The sequence below is a fragment of the Massilia sp. P1_C10 genome (assembly GCF_056406475.1).
The window spans coordinates 552,095-569,329 of sequence record NZ_JBFUAC010000001.1 but is presented as its reverse complement, the minus strand read 5'-3'; the positions used below and the strand labels follow the sequence as shown (position 1 = coordinate 569,329).

14 protein-coding genes and 1 other RNA gene are annotated in these 17,235 nt (G+C 62.6%); 7 read left to right on the top strand and 8 right to left on the bottom strand.

What is annotated here, in order from left to right; translation table 11 throughout:
• Positions 1-193 precede the first annotated feature (193 nt).
• The 6 genes from cmk to serC all read right to left on the bottom strand — a co-directional run bounded on the left by cmk (position 194) and on the right by serC (position 6,509).
• Positions 194-865 (bottom strand): (d)CMP kinase, encoded by a 672-nt coding sequence (gene cmk, locus AC1D02_RS02700; RefSeq protein WP_477313437.1) that lies wholly within the window; start codon positions 863-865, stop codon positions 194-196.
• 90 nt (positions 866-955) lie between these two features.
• Positions 956-2,260 (bottom strand): 3-phosphoshikimate 1-carboxyvinyltransferase, encoded by a 1,305-nt coding sequence (aroA, locus tag AC1D02_RS02695; RefSeq protein WP_477313435.1) that lies wholly within the window; start codon positions 2,258-2,260, stop codon positions 956-958.
• Positions 2,261-2,277: 17 nt separating this feature from the next.
• Positions 2,278-3,177 (bottom strand): prephenate dehydrogenase, encoded by a 900-nt coding sequence (locus AC1D02_RS02690; RefSeq protein WP_477313433.1) that lies wholly within the window; start codon positions 3,175-3,177, stop codon positions 2,278-2,280.
• Positions 3,177-4,283, bottom strand: a complete 1,107-nt coding sequence (gene hisC / locus AC1D02_RS02685) for a histidinol-phosphate transaminase (protein ID WP_477313431.1) — start codon at positions 4,281-4,283, stop codon at positions 3,177-3,179. Before hisC ends, AC1D02_RS02690 begins: the two co-directional genes overlap by 1 nt.
• Positions 4,284-4,304: 21 nt before the next feature.
• Complete coding sequence (pheA, locus tag AC1D02_RS02680) at positions 4,305-5,375, bottom strand: prephenate dehydratase (protein ID WP_477313429.1); 1,071 nt, start codon at positions 5,373-5,375, stop codon at positions 4,305-4,307.
• A gap of 48 nt (positions 5,376-5,423) precedes the next feature.
• A complete protein-coding gene (gene serC, locus AC1D02_RS02675) occupies positions 5,424-6,509 on the bottom strand; it encodes a 3-phosphoserine/phosphohydroxythreonine transaminase (RefSeq protein WP_477313427.1) in 1,086 nt (361 codons plus the stop codon).
• A gap of 42 nt (positions 6,510-6,551) precedes the next feature.
• Here serC and AC1D02_RS02670 point away from each other — a divergent pair, with 42 nt between their 5' ends.
• Entirely contained in the window at positions 6,552-6,713 is a 162-nt protein-coding gene (locus AC1D02_RS02670) for a hypothetical protein (protein ID WP_477313425.1), read from the top strand.
• Positions 6,714-6,759: 46 nt separating this feature from the next.
• On the opposite strand, the gene AC1D02_RS02665 is transcribed toward AC1D02_RS02670, so the two are convergent.
• On the bottom strand, positions 6,760-7,299 hold the full coding sequence (locus AC1D02_RS02665) for a DUF2059 domain-containing protein (RefSeq protein ID WP_477313423.1): 540 nt from the start codon (positions 7,297-7,299) through the stop codon (positions 6,760-6,762).
• A gap of 59 nt (positions 7,300-7,358) precedes the next feature.
• Entirely contained in the window at positions 7,359-9,977 is a 2,619-nt protein-coding gene (gene gyrA / locus AC1D02_RS02660; protein WP_477313421.1) for a DNA gyrase subunit A, read from the bottom strand.
• Positions 9,978-10,344: 367 nt separating this feature from the next.
• On the opposite strand from gyrA, the gene ompA reads away from it, so the two are divergent.
• From ompA to AC1D02_RS02630, 6 genes are all read left to right on the top strand, one after another.
• The gene (ompA, locus tag AC1D02_RS02655; protein ID WP_477313419.1) at positions 10,345-11,064 is read left to right on the top strand and encodes an outer membrane protein OmpA; all 720 of its coding nucleotides are present in this window, start codon (positions 10,345-10,347) and stop codon (positions 11,062-11,064) included.
• Between the two features lie 119 nt (positions 11,065-11,183).
• Positions 11,184-11,879 carry a bifunctional 2-polyprenyl-6-hydroxyphenol methylase/3-demethylubiquinol 3-O-methyltransferase UbiG gene (ubiG, locus tag AC1D02_RS02650; protein ID WP_477313417.1) on the top strand — a complete coding sequence of 232 codons (696 nt, stop codon included), beginning with the start codon at positions 11,184-11,186 and terminating at the stop codon, positions 11,877-11,879.
• 28 nt (positions 11,880-11,907) lie between these two features.
• Positions 11,908-12,603: an HAD family hydrolase gene (locus AC1D02_RS02645; protein ID WP_477313415.1), complete on the top strand. Its 696-nt coding sequence runs from the start codon at positions 11,908-11,910 to the stop codon at positions 12,601-12,603.
• A 146-nt stretch (positions 12,604-12,749) separates the two neighbouring features.
• Positions 12,750-13,295 carry a glycine zipper 2TM domain-containing protein gene (locus AC1D02_RS02640; protein ID WP_477313413.1) on the top strand — a complete coding sequence of 182 codons (546 nt, stop codon included), beginning with the start codon at positions 12,750-12,752 and terminating at the stop codon, positions 13,293-13,295.
• A 72-nt stretch (positions 13,296-13,367) separates the two neighbouring features.
• Positions 13,368-13,728, top strand: a transfer-messenger RNA (tmRNA) gene (gene ssrA / locus AC1D02_RS02635).
• Between the two features lie 163 nt (positions 13,729-13,891).
• The gene (locus AC1D02_RS02630; RefSeq protein ID WP_477313411.1) at positions 13,892-15,100 is read left to right on the top strand and encodes a tyrosine-type recombinase/integrase; all 1,209 of its coding nucleotides are present in this window, start codon (positions 13,892-13,894) and stop codon (positions 15,098-15,100) included.
• Positions 15,101-17,235: the final 2,135 nt, after the last annotated feature.

Sequence of the window (17,235 nt, the reverse complement as noted above, 5' to 3'; positions counted from 1 at the left end):
GATTTACTTTGTGAGCCAGCAGAGATCGCACGATGCGACTTAAACTGGGTTAGGTTGAACCACGTCCGAAACGGCACCATTGCCGCGCCGGACACCACGACTGCCGCGTTGCGCCTCCATTCAGGCTTTCTCAAAGGCCGGCATCGGCCGTCATGTTGAAAGCGTCGAGGGTCGGCGCCGCGCGCGGGACACGCTATTTTGCGTCCCTGTGCGCCCACCAGGACATCACTTCCTCAATGGCCTGGTCGGCCGTCATGTTGGAAGTGTCGAGGAGATGCGCCCCTTCTGCCGGAACCAGCGGTGCGATTGCCCGATGCGTATCACGGTCGTCGCGCGCTTTCAAATCTGACAGGAGGTCTTCCATATTAGCAGAAATTCCCTTGTCAATCAATTGCTTATATCGGCGCTGGGCGCGCGCCTCGGTACTTGCGGTGAGGAACACCTTTAGCTTGGCATGGGGAAAAATCACGGTACCCATGTCGCGCCCGTCGGCGACCAGGCCGGGGGCCTTGCGGAAACTGAGCTGGAGCGCGAACAGCGCCTGGCGCACGGCCGGCAGCGCGGCGATCTTCGATGCCAGGTTGCCAACCTCTTCGGCGCGGATGGCACTCGTGACATTTTCGCTCGCCAGCAGGATCTCGGGGCCGTCGAAACGGACCTGCAGGTGTTCGGCCACCTTGGCGATCGCGTGTTCGTCGGCCAGGTCGGTGCCGCGGCGGATCGCCGACAGCGCGGTCAGGCGATACAGCGCGCCCGAATCGAGGAAGTGAAAACCGAGGCGATCGGCCACTTTGTGTGCGACCGTGCCCTTGCCGGACGCGGTAGGGCCGTCGATCGTGATGACCGGGATTGGGTTGTTTGGCATGGCGCTTCTTATTCAGTGTTGGCAGTGGGGCAAATTCTACCCGCCGCGGCGATCAGGCGGGGTCAGGTCCGGCGCACCTGCCCCCTTTTTTTACTTCGCGATGGCGGCAAACGCCTCAAAGTAGTCCGGAAAAGTCTTGGCGACGCACTTCGGATCGTTGATGCGCATCGCCGCGCCCTTGATCGTGGCGAGGGAGAAGCACATCGCCATGCGGTGGTCGTCGTAGGTATCGATGGTGGCCGGCTGGATGGCGGCCGGCGGCGTCACCGAAAGGTAATCGGCGCCCTCCACCACCACCGCGCCCAGCTTGCGCAGCTCGGTCGCCATCGCCGCCAGGCGGTCGGTTTCCTTGACGCGCCAGCTGGCGATATTGCGCAAGGTGCTGGTGCCATCGGCGTACAGCGCGGCCACCGCGATGGTCATCGCCGCATCCGGAATGTGATTGAAGTCGGCGTCGATCGCTTTCAGCACGCCATTCGACTTCGCCTCGATCCAGTTGTCGCCGCGGGTGATGCTGGCGCCCATCTGTTCGAGAGCCTCGGCAAAGCGCACGTCGCCCTGGATGCTGTTGGCGCCCACGCCTTCGACCCGCACCGGACCGCCGCCGATCGCCCCGGCCGCGAGGAAGTACGAGGCCGACGAGGCGTCGCCTTCGACGTGGATCACGCCGGGGCTGCGGTATTTCTGCCCCGGCCGCACCGTAAACGAGCGCCAGCCGTCCTGCTCCACCGTCACGCCGAAGCGCCGCATCAGGTTCAGCGTGATCTCGATGTAAGGCTTGGAAATGAGCTCGCCTTCGACGTCGATGCTGACCGGGCCATCCTTCGCCATCAGCGGCGCGGCCATCAGCAGCGCGGTCAGGAACTGGCTCGACACGTTGCCGCGCACCGACATGCGTTCGGCGCGCAGATCGCCGCTGCCGATGCGCAGCGGCGGGAAACCCGGCTCGCCGGTGTATTCGATATGCGCGCCGACCGCGTTGAGGGCGTCGACCAGGTCGCCGATCGGGCGTTCGTGCATGCGCGCGACGCCGTGCAAGGTGTAGTCGCCGCCGATCACGGCCAGCGCCGCGGACAGCGGGCGGATCGCGGTGCCGGCGTTCCCCATGTACAGGTCGGCCTGCGCCACCGGCAGCACGCCGCCGGCGCCATCGACCACGTGGGTGCGCGAATCGGTCTGCTCCCACGCGATGCCGAGCGAGCGCAAGGCCGCCAGCATGACCTGGGTGTCGTCCGAATCGAGGAGGTCGACGATGGTGGTGCTGCCTTCGGCCAGCGCGGCCAGCAGCAAGGTGCGGTTGGAGATGCTCTTCGAGCCTGGCAGGCGCACGGTGCCGGCGACGTGCGCCACCGGCGCGAGATCGATGTGGTGCGGGTAGGTTTTTTGCTGCGTCATGCGGTGATCCTTGAAAGCTATTCGGCGCTGCGCGGCGCGGGAGATTCGGCGGCCTCGATTTCGCCGGTCCAGCGGCGGCGCGCGCGGCGGGCGTTGGCGTAGACGGCTTCGATGGCGGCGCCGTCGGAGGCGGCCAGCATCGCGCGCAGTCCGGTCAATTGTGACAGATATGCGTCGAGCTCACCGAGCAGCGCTTGCTGGTTGGCCAGGCTGATGTCGCGCCACATTTCGGGCGACGAGGCGGCGATGCGGGTGAAATCGCGAAAGCCGCTGGCCGCGTATTGAAACAGCAGGTCGGCGTGCGGCTTGCGGGCGATGTCGTCGACCAGCGCGAAGGCCAGCAGGTGCGGCAGGTGGCTGACCGCGGCGAACACCTTGTCGTGCTGCGCCGGCGTTAGCTGGTGGACCATGGCGCCGCAGGCTTCCCAGGCAGCGGCCACGCGCGCCACATCCCCGGCGGCGTTTTCGGGCAGCGGCGTCAGCACGGTCTTCTTGCCCTGGTAAAGGTCGGCGATGGCGGCGTCCGGGCCGTTCGATTCGCGGCCGGCGATCGGGTGGCCAGGCACGAACTGGCCGATGCGCGCACCCAGCGCCTCGCGGGCGGCCGCGACGACATCGGACTTGGTGCTGCCGGCGTCGGTGACGATGGTGCCGTCTTCAAGGTGCGGCAGCAGCGACGCGAGAATCGCCTCGGTCTGCGCCACCGGCGCCGCGATCAGCACCAGACTGGCGCCGCGCATCGCCGCTTCGACCGACTGGCCGACGCTGTCGACGATGCCCAGTTCCAGCGCGCGCGCCATCGCTTCCGGCGAACGGCCCATGCCGACGATTTCGCGCGACGCGCCGGCGCGCTTGAGCGCCAGCGCGAACGAGCCGCCGATCAGGCCCACGCCGAAGATGACGACCTTTTGCAGCATCAGCCGAGCGCTTTCTTCAGCGCGGCGATGAAGACGGCGTTCTCCGCCGGCAGGCCGATCGAGACGCGCAGCCAGTTGGGCAGGCCATAGTTGCCGACCGGGCGGACGATGACGCCCTGCTTGAGCAGCGCCAGGTTGACGCGCGCGCCGGCCTGCTCGTCGCCGCCCACGCGCACCAGCACGAAGTTACCGTAGGAAGGCACGAACTCGAGCCCCAGCTCCGTGAACGCTTCGACGAACTGTTGGTAGCCCGCGGCGTTGTTCTTTGCGCCCTGCTCCAGGAACTCCTTGTCGTTGAGCGCGGCGATCGCGGCGGCCTGCGCCAGCGAGTTGACGTTGAACGGCTGGCGGATGCGGTTCATCAGGTCGGTCACGTGCGGCTGCGCGATCGCGAAGCCGACGCGCAGGCCGGCCAGGCCGTAGGCTTTCGAAAAGGTGCGCGAGACCATCAGGTTCGGGTACTTGCGGACCCAGTCGGCCGACTCGAACTGGTGCTCGGGCGCCAGGTATTCGTTGTAGGCCTCGTCGAGCACGACGATCACATGGTCCGGCACCTTGTTCAGGAAGGCTTCGATGTCGGCGGCCGGAATGAAGGTGCCGGTCGGGTTGTTCGGATTGGCGATGAACACCAGGCGGGTGTCGGGCTCGATCGCGGCGGCCATCGCGTCGAGATCGTGGCCGTAGTTCCTGGCCGGGACGACGATGGCGCGGGCGCCGACGCCCTGGGTCGCCAGCGCGTACACGGCGAACGAATACTGCGCGTACACCACCGACTGGCCGGCCTGCACAAAGGCGTGGGCGGCGATTTCGAGGATGTCGTTGCTGCCGTTGCCAAGGGTGATCCAGTCGGCCGGCACGTTGTAGCGCTTCGACAGCGCGGCCTTCAGCTCGAAGCCGTTGGCGTCCGGGTAGCGCCCAAGTTCGGCGGCAGCTGCGGCCATCGCGGCGCGGCTGGACTCGGGAATGCCGAACGGGTTTTCGTTCGATGCGAGCTTGACGATGGACGCCTCGTCGAGGCCGAACTCGCGCGCTACTTCGGCGATCGGTTTGCCGGCCTGGTAAGGAGCGATGGCGCGGACGTAATCTGGACCGTATTGCTTGGACATGGACGATTCTCTGTTAAAAAGTTAGTGGCTGCGCGGATAGGACCCGAGCACCTTGAAGAAGGCGGCGTTGTCTTTCAGTTCTTCCATCGCCTTGGCGACGGACGGATCGAAGATGTGGCCTTCGATGTCGACGTAAAAATAGTATTCCCAGGTGCCGATGCGGGCGGGACGCGATTCGAACCGCGTCATCGACACGCCGTGCGTGGCCAGCGGCGCCAGCATGTTGTATACCGCGCCGGCCTTGTTGGGAACCGCCAGCACCAGCGAGGTCTGATCGATGCCCGACGGGTTGGTCTGCAGGTGGCCGATCACGGCGAAACGGGTGCGGTTGTGCGGGTCGTCCTGGATGTGGGCCTGCACTACGCCGAGCTTGTACTGCTCGCCCGCCATCTCGCTGGCGATCGCCGCGATCGTCGGATCATTGCTGGCCATGACGGCCGCTTCCGCGTTCGAGGCGACGGCGCGCCGCTCGATTTGGGGATAGTGCTGGTTCAGCCAGACCTGGCACTGCGCCAGCGCCTGCGAGTGCGCGCACACGACCTTGACGCCGTCCATCGAGCCGGTCCTGGTCATCAGGCTGTGGTGCACGGGAATCGCGACTTCGCCGCTGATGATGGTGGTGGTGGCGAGCATGAGGTCGAGCGTGCGGTTGATCGCGCCCTCGGACGAATTTTCGACCGGGACCACACCAAAGTCCGCGGTGCCGGCTTCGGTGGCGCGGAACACTTCGTCGATCGACACGCAAGGCAGGCCGTCGACGGCGCCGCCGAACTGCTGGTACACGGCCTGTTCGCTGAAGGTGCCGGCCGGCCCGAGGTAGGCGACGGTGACGCGCTTTTCGAGCGAGCGGCAGGCCGACATGATTTCGCGGAAGATGGTCTGGACGTCGTCGTTTTTGAGCGGGCCGGGATTGCGGTCGGCCACGCCGCGCAGCACCTGCGCTTCGCGCTCGGGGCGAAATACCGGCGCCCTGGTTTCTGCCTTGATGTGGCCGACGTCCTGCGCCAGGCGCGCGCGCTGGTTCAGCAGGTCGAGAAGCTGCGCATCGATCGCGTCGATCTGTTCGCGCAGTGGTTTGAGTTTGTCTGTCATTGTCTGCTTGGATTGGTTCGATTGGGGCCGCTGGTGTCTATTATTAGACTACCTGCCGGCGAACTCGTTCAAATAATCGACCAGGGCTTGCACGCCCTCGATCGGCATCGCGTTGTAGATCGATGCTCGCATACCGCCGACGGACTTGTGGCCCTTCAGTTGCAGCAGGCCGCGCGCTTTTGCACCAGCCAGGAATTTGTCGTTCAGCGATTCGTCGCGCAGGAAGAACGGGATGTTCATGCGCGAGCGGTCGGCGACAGCCACACGGTTCGAATAGAAGTCGTCGGCGTCGAGCGCGGCGTACAGCAGGCGCGCCTTTTCGATATTGATTTTCTCCATCGCCGCGACGCCGCCCATTTTTTTCAGATGCGCGAACACCAGTCCGGCGATGTAGATGCCGTAAGTCGGCGGCGTGTTGTACATCGAGTCGTGGTCGGCGACGACCTTCCAGTCGAACGCGGACGGGCAGATCGGCAGCGCGTGGCCGAGCAGGTCTTCGCGCACGATCACCAGCGTCAGGCCGGCGGGGCCGATGTTCTTCTGGGCGCCGCCGAAGATCACGCCGTATTTCGACACGTCGATCACGCGCGACAGGATGTGCGAGGACATGTCGGCGACGATCGGGGTGTCGCCCTGCACGGTCGGCACGAAGTTGTACTCGACGCCGTCGATAGTCTCGTTGGTGCACAGGTGCAGGTAGGCGGCGCCGGGTGTGAGCTTCCACGATTGCTGCGGCGGCACGCTGGTGAAGCCGTCGGCCGGCGCGGCGGCCACGTTGACATTGGCGTAGCGTGCGGCTTCCTTGATCGACTTGCCGGACCAGGAGCCGGTGTGGACGAAATCGATGGTGGCGCCCTGCCCCACACGGCCGACGAGGTTCATCGGCACGATGGCGTTTTCGGCCAGGCCGCCGCCTTGCAGGAACAGGATCTTGTAGTTGTCGGGGACGGCGAGCAGCTCGCGCAGGTCGGCCACGGCCTGCTGGTAGATCGAGATGAATTCGGGACCGCGGTGGCTCATCTCCATCACCGACATGCCGCTGCCGTGCCAGTCGAGCATTTCGGCGGCAGCCTGCTGCAAGACTTCTTTGGGAAGGACGGCGGGGCCGGCGGAGAAGTTGTAGATGTGGGTCACGTGAGGTCAGCTCGATGAAAATGAACACAAGGCAGCCGACCCATGACTGTCGTTCCGGCGAAGGCTGGAACCCATACCCTGCCAGATCTGGCATCGGCGCAATTCACATGGCGCATGGGTTCCAGCCTGCGCTGGAACGACATTCATTTCAGGGCCGGCGGCATTCGCACAGCCTTCTTTATGAAGACGGACCACAAAGTGTAGCCCGTCCGCCGACTTTCCGCTCAGCGGACCCAAAAAAGCAAAGCGATTACTGGGTCTTTACCACTTTTTCCATCGCCGCTTTGATGCGGGGCATCATGACCTTCTGGCTGACGGCCATCGATTCGTTCATCAGCTGCGGCATGGTGGCCATCATCTTGACGCCCACAGGGGAGCGGTAGAACGCGGCGATCTGCTTCAACTCCGGCACGGTGTAATGGCGGGCGTAGAGCGGAATCATTTCGGCGGCCAGCTCTTCCATCAGCGCGGGATCGTTGAAGGTCGCGCCGAACGAAGCGGCGGCGCGCGGGATTTCCTCGCGCGCGTCCTTCAGCGCGGCGGCCTTCTGCTCCGCATTCATTTTCGGATTGCTTTCGATGGCGGCCGTGGCGCCTTGCAGCATCATGGCGGGCATGCTCTGCTGGACCTGCGCCATCATCGCCTTCATTGTGCTGCGGTAGTTCATCGCCTCGAGCACGTCGCGAGCGGCGGAAGTGGCGGCTGGACTGACCGGCGCGGCGCTCTGGGCGTACACGGACGGCATGGCGAAAGACAGAGCGAGGCAAGCTGCGAGAACGATCTTTTTCATGGGTGTGCTCTTCGGGTTAGGCAAAAAAAGGGAGGGCCAAAGCCCTCCCCCGCACTGATTTATTCCGGCGCCTGTTCGACGTCCGGTTCTTCCAGGTCGGTTTCGACGATGCGCTGGAGGCCCGACAGCTTGGTGCCGTCTTCGACCGCGATCAGGGTCACGCCCTGGGTCGCGCGGCCCATCTCGCGGATCTCCGAAACACGGGTGCGAATCAGCACGCCGCCGGTGGTGATCAGCATGATCTCGTCGGTCTGCACGACCAGGGTCGCGGCAACGACTTTGCCATTGCGCTCGCTGGTCTGGATCGCGATCATGCCCTTGGTGCCGCGGCCGTGGCGGGTGTACTCGGTGATCGGAGTACGCTTGCCGAAGCCGTTTTCGGTTGCCGTGAGCACGGACTGCTGCTCATTCTCGGCGACCAGCAGCGCGATCACGTTCTGGCCTTCTTCGAGGTTCATGCCGCGCACGCCGCGGGCGGTACGGCCCATCGGACGCACGTCGTTCTCGTCGAAGCGCACCGCTTTGCCGGAATCGGAGAACAGCATCACGTCGTGCTCGCCGTCGGTCAGCGCGGCGCCGATCAGGAAGTCGCCTTCATCCAGGTCGACCGCGATGATGCCGGCCTTGCGCGGATTGCTGAAGTCCTTCAGCGGCGTCTTCTTGACGGTGCCCAGACTGGTGGCCATGAAGACGTAGTGGTCTTCCGGGAAGGTGCGGTTGTCGCCCGACAGCGGCAGGATGACCGTGATCTTCTCGTTGTCCTGCAGCGGGAACATGTTGACGATCGGCTTGCCGCGCGAATTGCGCGAGCCTTGCGGCACTTCCCATACCTTCAGCCAGTACATGCGGCCGCGGTTCGAGAAGCACAGCATGTAGTCGTGCGTGTTGGCGATGAACAGCTGGTCGATCCAATCCTCTTCCTTGGTCGCCATCGCCTGCTTGCCGCGGCCGCCGCGCTTCTGCGCGCGGTACTCGGCGATCGGCTGCGACTTCATGTAGCCGGTGTGCGACAGGGTCACGACCATGTCCTGCGGCGTGATCAGGTCTTCGGTTTCGAGGTCGGTGGCGTTCATCTCGATGGTCGAGCGGCGCACGTCCTTGTTGCCGGTCCCGTAGTCGTTGACGATGACGGTCAGTTCGTCGGTGATGATGGTGGTGACGCGCTCCGGCTTGGCCAGGATGTCGAGCAAGTCGGCGATGTGCGTCATGATGTCTTTGTACTCATTGACGATCTTGTCCTGCTCAAGGCCGGTCAGGCGCTGCAGGCGCATCTGCAGAATCTCTTGCGCCTGTTCGTCCGACAGCTTGTACAGGCCATCGGCCTGCATGCCGTAGTGCTTCGGCAGGTGCTCGGGACGGAATGCCTCGATGCCGCCGACGGTCGTGCCTTCGGCGGTCCGCTGCAGCATCTCGCGCACCAGCGACGAGTCCCAGCCGCGCGCCATCAGCTCGGTCTTGGCGACCGGCGGGGTCGGCGCGCTCTTGATGATGGCGATGAAGTCGTCGATGTTGGCCAGTGCGACGGCCAGGCCTTCGAGCATGTGGCCGCGTTCGCGCGCCTTGCGCAGTTCGAACACGGTACGGCGCGTGACCACTTCGCGGCGATGCGACAGGAAGTAGAACAGCATCTGCTTCAGGTTCAGCAGCTTCGGCTGGCCGTTGACCAGCGCCACCATGTTCATGCCGAAGGTGTCCTGGAGCTGGGTCTGCTTGTACAGGTTGTTGAGCACAACTTCCGGCACTTCGCCGCGCTTCAGTTCGATGACCACGCGCATGCCCGACTTGTCGGACTCGTCACGGATGTCGGAGATGCCCTCCAACTTCTTGTCGCGCACGTTTTCGGCGATGCGCTCGAGCAGCGACTTCTTGTTGACCTGGTAAGGCAGCTCGTCGACGATGATCGCGATGCGGCCGCCGTCCTTGCCGTATTCCTCGAAGTGGGTCTTGGCGCGCATCACCACACGGCCGCGGCCGGTGCGATAGCCGTCGCGCACGCCCGAGACGCCGTAGATGATGCCGGCGGTCGGGAAGTCCGGCGCCGGGATGATCTCGATCAGTTCGTCGATCGTGCAGTCCGGGTTGCGCAGAACGTGCAGCGCGCCGTTGATGATCTCGGTCAGGTTGTGCGGCGGGATGTTGGTCGCCATGCCGACCGCGATGCCCGACGAGCCGTTGATCAGCAGGTTCGGGATGCGCGTCGGCAATACCGTCGGCTCTTTTTCCTTGCCATCATAGTTAGGCTGGAAGTCGACGGTGTCCTTGTCGATGTCGGCCAGCACTTCGCTGGCGATCTTGTCGAGGCGGCACTCGGTGTAACGCATTGCCGCGGCGGAGTCGCCGTCGATCGAGCCGAAGTTGCCCTGGCCGTCGACCAGGGTGTAGCGCAGCGAGAAGTCCTGGGCCATGCGGACCAGGGTGTCGTAAATCGACGCGTCGCCGTGCGGGTGGTACTTACCCATGGTTTCGCCGACCACGCGCGCGCACTTGACGTACGGGCGGTTGTAGACGTTGTTCATTTCGTGCATGGCGAACAACACACGGCGGTGCACAGGCTTGAGGCCGTCGCGCACATCCGGTAATGCGCGGCCGACGATCACGCTCATCGCGTAATCGAGATAGCTCTTGCGCATCTCTTCTTCGAGGGAAATAGGGATTGTTTCTTTTGCGAATTGATCCATTGGCAGGGACTGGTCTCAGGCTGTGGTTATGTTACAAGCGGGCGATTTTACCATGCGGCTTATAGCATTAGCGCAATTCCAGCGTGTTGATTTTTTGTCTAAATCTCAGCGTGAAACGGGCCTGTCAAGCCCGGCAAGTACGGGGTGTCACGATGTTGCAAATAAACAACGTGAGTTTCAGAATGCATCACGTTTGATTTACGGGGCGTCGTGCGGAATCGGTTGCTGTGGCAAAATGGCCGAGAAGTCAATTGCCTGTTTCGCAAGCCGAGGCGGGCAAGGCATGAAAAGTGTTAGTATTCTGACCATGCACGCCACGTTGCGCAGATTTTGCTGCGGATATTACCCCCGAAAGGAAGAAAATTACATGAATAAATTAGCCACCTTCATCCTCGCCGCCTCCGCAGCGCTGGCGGGAAGCGCCTTCGCGCAGACCTCGGCCGCGACCTCGCCGCCGTACGCGCCGCTGACCACCGACATCAAGGCCCCAACGCCGTACAGCGCCTACGTGCAGGATTCGCGTGGCATCATCGCCCGCAACCCGTTCGGCCTGTGCTGGCGCACCGGCTACTGGACCCCGGCCGACGCCGTGCCAGGTTGCGACCTGCCGCTGTGCGTGGCGCCTGAGACGCTGGTGAATGGCCGTTGCGTCGCTCCGCCACCGCCGCCAGTCGTGGCCGCTCCGGCTCCTGCCCCGGCACCGGCCCCCGTCGTCGCGCCAGTGCCGACCTCGGAAAAAGTCAGCTACTCGGCCGACGCGTTCTTCGACTTCGACAAGGCAGTGCTGAAGCCAGCCGGCAAAGCCAGCCTGGACGACCTCACCTCGAAGCTGAGCGGCATCAACCTGGAAGTCATCATTGCCGTCGGCCACACCGACTCGATCGGCACCGATGCGTACAACCAGAAGCTGTCGATCCGCCGCGCCGAAGCCGTCAAGGCCTACCTGCAGTCTAAGGGCGTGGAAGCGAACCGCATCTACACCGAAGGCAAGGGCGAGAAGCAGCCAGTTGCTGACAACAAGACCACCGCCGGCCGTGCCAAGAACCGCCGCGTGGAAATCGAAGTCGTCGGTACCCGCAACAAGTAATTCCTGGGCGGTTCGCCGCTCTTCTTAAGAACCCCGCTTCGGCGGGGTTTTTTTATATGGCGCCGCAGCGCGCGCCAGTTGTTCGCCCACCGTTTGAATTTCCCGTTATTATTCCGCCTATGAACGCCGACCAACACGAAATCCAAAAATTCAGTGACCTCGCCCACCGCTGGTGGGACCCGACGTCCGAGTTCCGCCCGCTGCACGACATCAATCCGCTGCGCCTCGAATGGATCAACGCGCGCGCGCTGCTGACCGGGCGCAAGGTGATCGACATCGGCTGCGGCGGCGGGATCCTGGCCGAATCGATGGCGCGCAAGGGCGCCGACGTGACCGGCATCGACCTGTCCGACAAGGCGCTCAAAGTGGCCGACCTGCACAGCCTGGAGTCAGGCGTGCAGATGCGCTACGAGCTGATCTCGGCCGAGGACATGGCCGAGCGCGAAGCGGGCCAGTACGACGTCGTCACCTGCATGGAGATGCTCGAGCACGTGCCGGACCCGGCGTCGATCGTGCGCGCCGCGGCCAAGCTGGTCAAGCCGGGCGGGCACGTGTTCCTTTCGACGCTGAACCGCAATCCGAAGTCCTACCTGTTCGCCGTGATCGGCGCCGAGTACCTGCTGCGCATGCTGCCCAAAGGCACGCACGATTACGCCAAATTCATCACGCCGGCCGAGCTGTCGCAGTTCGTGCGCCAGGCAGGCCTGCAGCTCGATGCGATGAAAGGCCTCGGCTACAATCCGCTGACCAAGCTGTATTCGCTCAACGACGATACCGACGTCAATTACATGGTGGCCTGCACCCGCCCGCTCTGACCGGCGCCCTCTTTTTCTCAAGACTTCCATGAACCGCGCACTCCCAACGCAGGCACCGCGTGCCATTTTGTTCGACCTCGACGGCACGCTGGCCGACACCGCACCCGACCTGGCGGCGGCCGTCAATTACCTGCGCGCCCAGCGCGGGCTGGCGCCGACCCCGTACGACGTGCTGCGGCCGACCGCTTCGGCCGGTGCGCGCGGCATGATTGGCGCCGCTTTCGGGCTGACGCCGGCCGATGAAGGCTACGAAGAGCTGCGCCTGCAGTGGTTCGACCGCTACCAGTCGGCGATGGCGGTGGAGAGCTCGCTGTTCGGCGGCGTCGCCGAACTGCTGGACGGCATCACCGGCGCCGGCATGGCGTGGGGCATCGTCACCAACAAGCCGGCGCGCTTCACCGATCCGCTGATTCCGCAGATCGGGCTGGCGCACGCCGGCTGCATCATTTCGGGCGACACCACGCCGCATCCTAAGCCGCACCCGGAGCCGCTGCTGGAAGGCGCGCGCCGGCTTGGCGTTGCGCCGGAGCATTGCTGGTATGTCGGCGACGACTTGCGCGACGTCGAAGCGGGCGTGGCCGCTGGCATGGTGACGGTCGCTTGCGCCTGGGGCTACTGCGGCGCGATCGAGCCGCGTACCTGGGGCGCGGACTTCCTGCTCGAGACGCCAGGCGCGCTGCTCGACACTTTGCGCGCGCTGTCCGGCAACGTCGTGGCAGCGTAACGCGCCACCGCGTCGTACCAGCCTTCGCTGGTACGACATCCCGTACTTACACCTTGTAACGACTGAAACAGCCTACGCCTATCTTGCCCCGGGGCGGCGCGGTTAATCTGTTCCTGCAGCACAACTTAACGCTCAGGAGCAAAAAAATGGAATCGATCAAAACCGCAACCCGTATTCACCCGCTGATGGCAGCGGCCGCCGCCTCCGTCATCGTCGTGAGCCTGGCTGGCACGGCGGCGATCACCGGCCTGCTGCCCTCCTCCCGCGGCGCCGTCGCGCCCGAGCAAACTCCCCTGACCAGCGCGGCGACCTTGTCGGCACTGCCGGCGGCGCCAATGAACCTGGCAGCGGCCACGCCGCAGCCGGTCCAGCCGCAGCAGTTGTACGTCGACGAGCCGGAGCCAGCTCCAGTGCGCAAGGCGCCGGTGGTCAAGCACGCCGCGCCGCGCCACGTGGTGCATCACCACCCTCAGCAGGTCGCGCGTAACGACTACAACGACAACTACCGTGCGCCCGTGCAACAGGCGCCGCGGCCAGCCCAGCCGAACTACGTCGGCATCGGCGTGGGCGCGGTGGTCGGCGGCTTGCTCGGCAACCAGGTCGGCAGCGGCAACGGGCGCAAGCTGGCGACGGTGGCCGGCGTGATCGGCGGCGGCATGCTGGGCAACCAGATCGGCAATCAGAACCGCTGATTGTCCGCGCTCACGCGCGGCGGCGCGCAGGTACCGCACGCGGGAGCAGATTGCGCTACAATGGAGTTCTGTGGGGGCGACCTGGTTTCGACGTGGGTTGCGAAGCAGCGCAGGGCATACCGAGGGCGGGCTACCTCGTAAATACAACCTGAAAAAACTTAACTGCAAACGATAACTCGTACGCACTGGCAGCTTAATTGCTGCTAGCTCTAGAACACCTCGTCCCTGGGGTGGGCCGTTAAAAGCTCTAGAGTCATTTACAGGGACTCGTCTGATACTGGGTTACTTAGTATTCGACTAAATAATAGGTAACTCGCTTGTACACAGCGTGCACGTCCGCGTTGTACCGGTTAAATTAAATGGCAGTGCTAAGTATGTAGAACTGTCTGTGTAGTGCTTGCGGACGCGGGTTCGATTCCCGCCGCCTCCACCATGAGCTTGCTTTGAGATGTATCAGGATTTGCTGAAAACCGCGTTCTCCCTAGGGAAACGCGGTTTTTTTGTGCGTGGAAGTCTGCGGAAGTCCGTTGACGTCCGACCCCAGAGAGGGGCATTCTAGGCGGCATACGGTGACCCTTATTTTCCGGTGCCCCCAAATGCCGCTCAGTGATCTCAGCGTTCGCAACGCCAAGCCAGGCATAAAGGCAGTCAGGCTCTACGATGCTGGCGGCCTTTATCTCGAAGTTGCGCCCACCGGGAGCAAGTTGTGGCGATGGAAATATCGGTTCAACGGGAAGGAAAAACGTTTGGCATTGGGTATTTATCCCGATACAAGCCTGAAGGATGCGCGCGGAAAACGAGACGCCGCGCGCAAGCTGCTTGCAAACGACGTCGATCCAGGCGAACACCGGAAAGCGCAAAAGGCAGCGCAGCGCTCGAGCGTCGAGAATAGCTTCGAGGTCATCGCCCAGGAGTGGTATGGAAAGTATTCTCCGAACTGGGTCGAGAACCACGCTAATCGCATCATTCGCCGGCTTCAACGCGACATATTTCCGTGGATCGGGGCGCGCCCGATCGACGCCATCAAGCCGCCAGAGCTGTTGGCTGTGTTACGCCGAATCGAGAATCGCGGCGCCATCGAAACTGCCCATCGCGCTTTGGCAAATTGCGGCCAGGTGTTTCGGTACGCAGTAGCCACCGGAAGGGCCGAGCGCGACCCTTCCGGCGATTTGCGGGGCGCTCTGCCACCAGTACGAGGCGAGCACTTTGCCGCGGTCACAGAGCCGTTTGAAGTCGCGAGGCTGCTGCGCGAAATTGATAGCTATCAAGGAACGTTGGTGGTCGCTTGTGCGCTCAAGTTGGCGCCTCTCGTCTTCGTGCGACCTGGCGAACTGCGAACTGCCGAGTGGGCCGATATCAACTTCGACCTTGCAGAATGGCGTTACACAGTAACGAAGACCGACACTTCCCACATCGTTCCGCTGTCCACACAGGCGATTGCAATTTTGCGTGAGGTACGTCCGCTGACCGGCGACGGGAAATATGTTTTTCCCAGCGCGCGATCGTCTACACGGCCAATGAGCGACAACGCAATCCTTGCGGCGATGCGGCGCCTGGGAATAGCGAAGGACCAGATGAGCGGCCACGGCTTTCGCGCGATGGCGCGGACGATTCTGGATGAAGTGCTGGGCGTTCGTCCCGAACTAATCGAACACCAACTCGCACATGCGGTTCGAGATCCCAACGGACGCGCCTACAACCGGACCGCGCATCTCCTGGAACGAAAGAAAATGATGCAACAGTGGGCAGATTATCTGGATATACTTAAATCCGGCGAGCAACTACGTCGCAGAAACGGTAACTAATTAATCGATGAGAACCCGAAAAATGGATTGCTCGGTGAAGTAGCGGACCGGTGAGGTAGCGTCAACAACGCTCAAGCACAAAACGGCATTCCATTCTTTAGGCGTCTGCTAACGGCCAGAAGCAGAAGTTCCGCTTATCCATCATCTTGAGGAAAAATAGATGTATAACTGCCCGGCTTGTCACTCCAACGCCATACCAATGTATCGCGCTCTGCTAAATTTTCGGGGAATGAAGCACGATTGCCCCCAGTGCCACACGCCTTTGCGCATACGCGCTTCGACGTTAGGTAATTTGTGCCTCGTCGCATCATTCTGTCTGTCCTTTCCTTTCGCCAGTTTTATCTGTGCGCCGCCCGCTGTGATAATCCTCGGTGGCTTCGTACTGCCGTTTGTGGCCGGGATCTCACTTTGCTTACATACCGTCAAAATTGAGGTTGCTGAGCATGAAGCCGGGTTTACGCCTCATACGCGCGAACTAAGGTTTTAGGAGGAATCCGTGGTGAACGCAGTTCACTAGCAATACTTCAGTGTCCGCTTTGGGTCGCTTGCTGCCGGTCGCGACCGCCTGTGTAATTTTCCTCGTTGGCAACATGCTATGCTGGACCCAACGGCCGGCTTCGGCCAGAAGCGGACTCAAGCGTCGGACTTTTTGTCACTTCATCGGTGGTCCAATTGTTATCGGAGAGTTAAATTGCGGAAGGCGATACAGCGCTTCACAGTTCTAATCGCTGTCGTTGCGCCGCAGGCTTACGGCAGCGCATCAAGCATGACTGACGACTATATCTGGAGAGCGGCCGCGAAGCCCGTGATCGCCAAGTATGAATGGCAGCGGGACTTGGTAATAGTAATAGGTTCTAAGTTGCCTCCGGATGCGGCCAAGGCAATTATGAAACTACATAGGTCAATTCCTGAGAGTGACCTACCTGAGAGCGATAGCTTCGTCCTGCACTCAACAGCTGCGGCGTCACGACAACGTACATAATTGTCCGAGGCGTGGGCGCAAAGTGGAAGCTTTCGGATCTCGTTTCGGTTGCCGTTTGTTAAATCCGAGTGACTAGACGGCAGGCGTCGCACTACGCCCAATTTTTGGTTCCAACCGTCCGCTTTGGGTCGGAAGCGGACGCCCACAAATGGCTGCCATCAGCAGTCGGTAGTGGCTGCTCATGATCCTCACAAGAACAGCGGTCGTGGGTTCCCCGAGCGAGCGAAAGGACAGCATTGCGAGCGCGGAATGCGTCACTTCGCCGAGGGCTGTTGAAGGCGGCGTCGTGTTCATAAGAGCGTCGGATATGCTTTCAACGGTGTCGCTGACGCAATTGGTTGTCTGCGGTATTTTTGCTTTCGCGGGAATTGCTAACATTGCTCGACGCTGCTCGTCTGCCGCCGGTGCAATCAGCATATGGTGGTGGTCGCCGAGTCGCCGGTTAGGAGCAAGCCATATTTTCGCTTCGCTCAAACGGCTTGCCCTGCGGGGCATCCTCGCTGCGCTCGTCACAAACCACCCCAAGGCTTTCCACGCGCAAACCAGACATGCTGATGCAGCGGAGCCCAAATCCGCGAATGGCAAGGATGAACGCTGAGCTGTTCCGTTCCGGCTAAAGAGCCATCGTTTTTCTCCGTAGACGCATTTTGTTCGCGATCGTGGACATATCCGAGCATGGTGTCGCCCGCCCCGCGCTCAGCGGGGTTCGGCCGCCTACCGGCCGAACGACATGCGAACCAGGGACGCCGCCCGCAAAGTTTTCCCCTTGGTGGGGGGCATCTGAGAAGTGGCGCAGGGGCATTGTTAGGATATGGACGAAATGGCACGAACACCACCTGCATGGAGGATTCAAGCTCGCGATTACAGTTGGGGGCATCCACGGGGGCATAGCGTTTTTCAACAAAGCTGAAACGCCCTGTTCAAGCGGATCTCTGAAGGTTGTTCGGTAGTCGCCGCCTCCACCACCGCATTCTAAAAAACCGTCCAGTGGACGGTTTTTTTTCGCGTGCGTTCGCGGGCGGCGGGAATCGAAGCCGCGGGACGCGGGGCGTAAGCGGGAATTCGCCGAGCACTGCTCGGCGCCGCTGAAGCGACTTRCGCTTGCAAGCGCAAGGCTCTCCGATTCGTCTGACCAGAGGGAAATCGCAACGGC

Coding starts and splice junctions, on each gene's coding strand:
- aroA (WP_477313435.1), bottom strand. CDS start 2,260: ATGACGCAGCAAAAAACCTACCCGCACCACATCGATCTCGCGCCGGTG.
- cmk (WP_477313437.1), bottom strand. CDS start 865: ATGCCAAACAACCCAATCCCGGTCATCACGATCGACGGCCCTACCGCG.
- pheA (WP_477313429.1), bottom strand. CDS start 5,375: ATGACAGACAAACTCAAACCACTGCGCGAACAGATCGACGCGATCGAT.
- hisC (WP_477313431.1), bottom strand. CDS start 4,283: ATGTCCAAGCAATACGGTCCAGATTACGTCCGCGCCATCGCTCCTTAC.
- AC1D02_RS02665 (WP_477313423.1), bottom strand. CDS start 7,299: ATGAAAAAGATCGTTCTCGCAGCTTGCCTCGCTCTGTCTTTCGCCATG.
- AC1D02_RS02690 (WP_477313433.1), bottom strand. CDS start 3,177: ATGCTGCAAAAGGTCGTCATCTTCGGCGTGGGCCTGATCGGCGGCTCG.
- AC1D02_RS02645 (WP_477313415.1), top strand. CDS start 11,908: ATGAACCGCGCACTCCCAACGCAGGCACCGCGTGCCATTTTGTTCGAC.
- gyrA (WP_477313421.1), bottom strand. CDS start 9,977: ATGGATCAATTCGCAAAAGAAACAATCCCTATTTCCCTCGAAGAAGAG.
- ubiG (WP_477313417.1), top strand. CDS start 11,184: ATGAACGCCGACCAACACGAAATCCAAAAATTCAGTGACCTCGCCCAC.
- AC1D02_RS02640 (WP_477313413.1), top strand. CDS start 12,750: ATGGAATCGATCAAAACCGCAACCCGTATTCACCCGCTGATGGCAGCG.
- AC1D02_RS02670 (WP_477313425.1), top strand. CDS start 6,552: ATGACTGTCGTTCCGGCGAAGGCTGGAACCCATACCCTGCCAGATCTG.
- AC1D02_RS02630 (WP_477313411.1), top strand. CDS start 13,892: ATGCCGCTCAGTGATCTCAGCGTTCGCAACGCCAAGCCAGGCATAAAG.
- ompA (WP_477313419.1), top strand. CDS start 10,345: ATGAATAAATTAGCCACCTTCATCCTCGCCGCCTCCGCAGCGCTGGCG.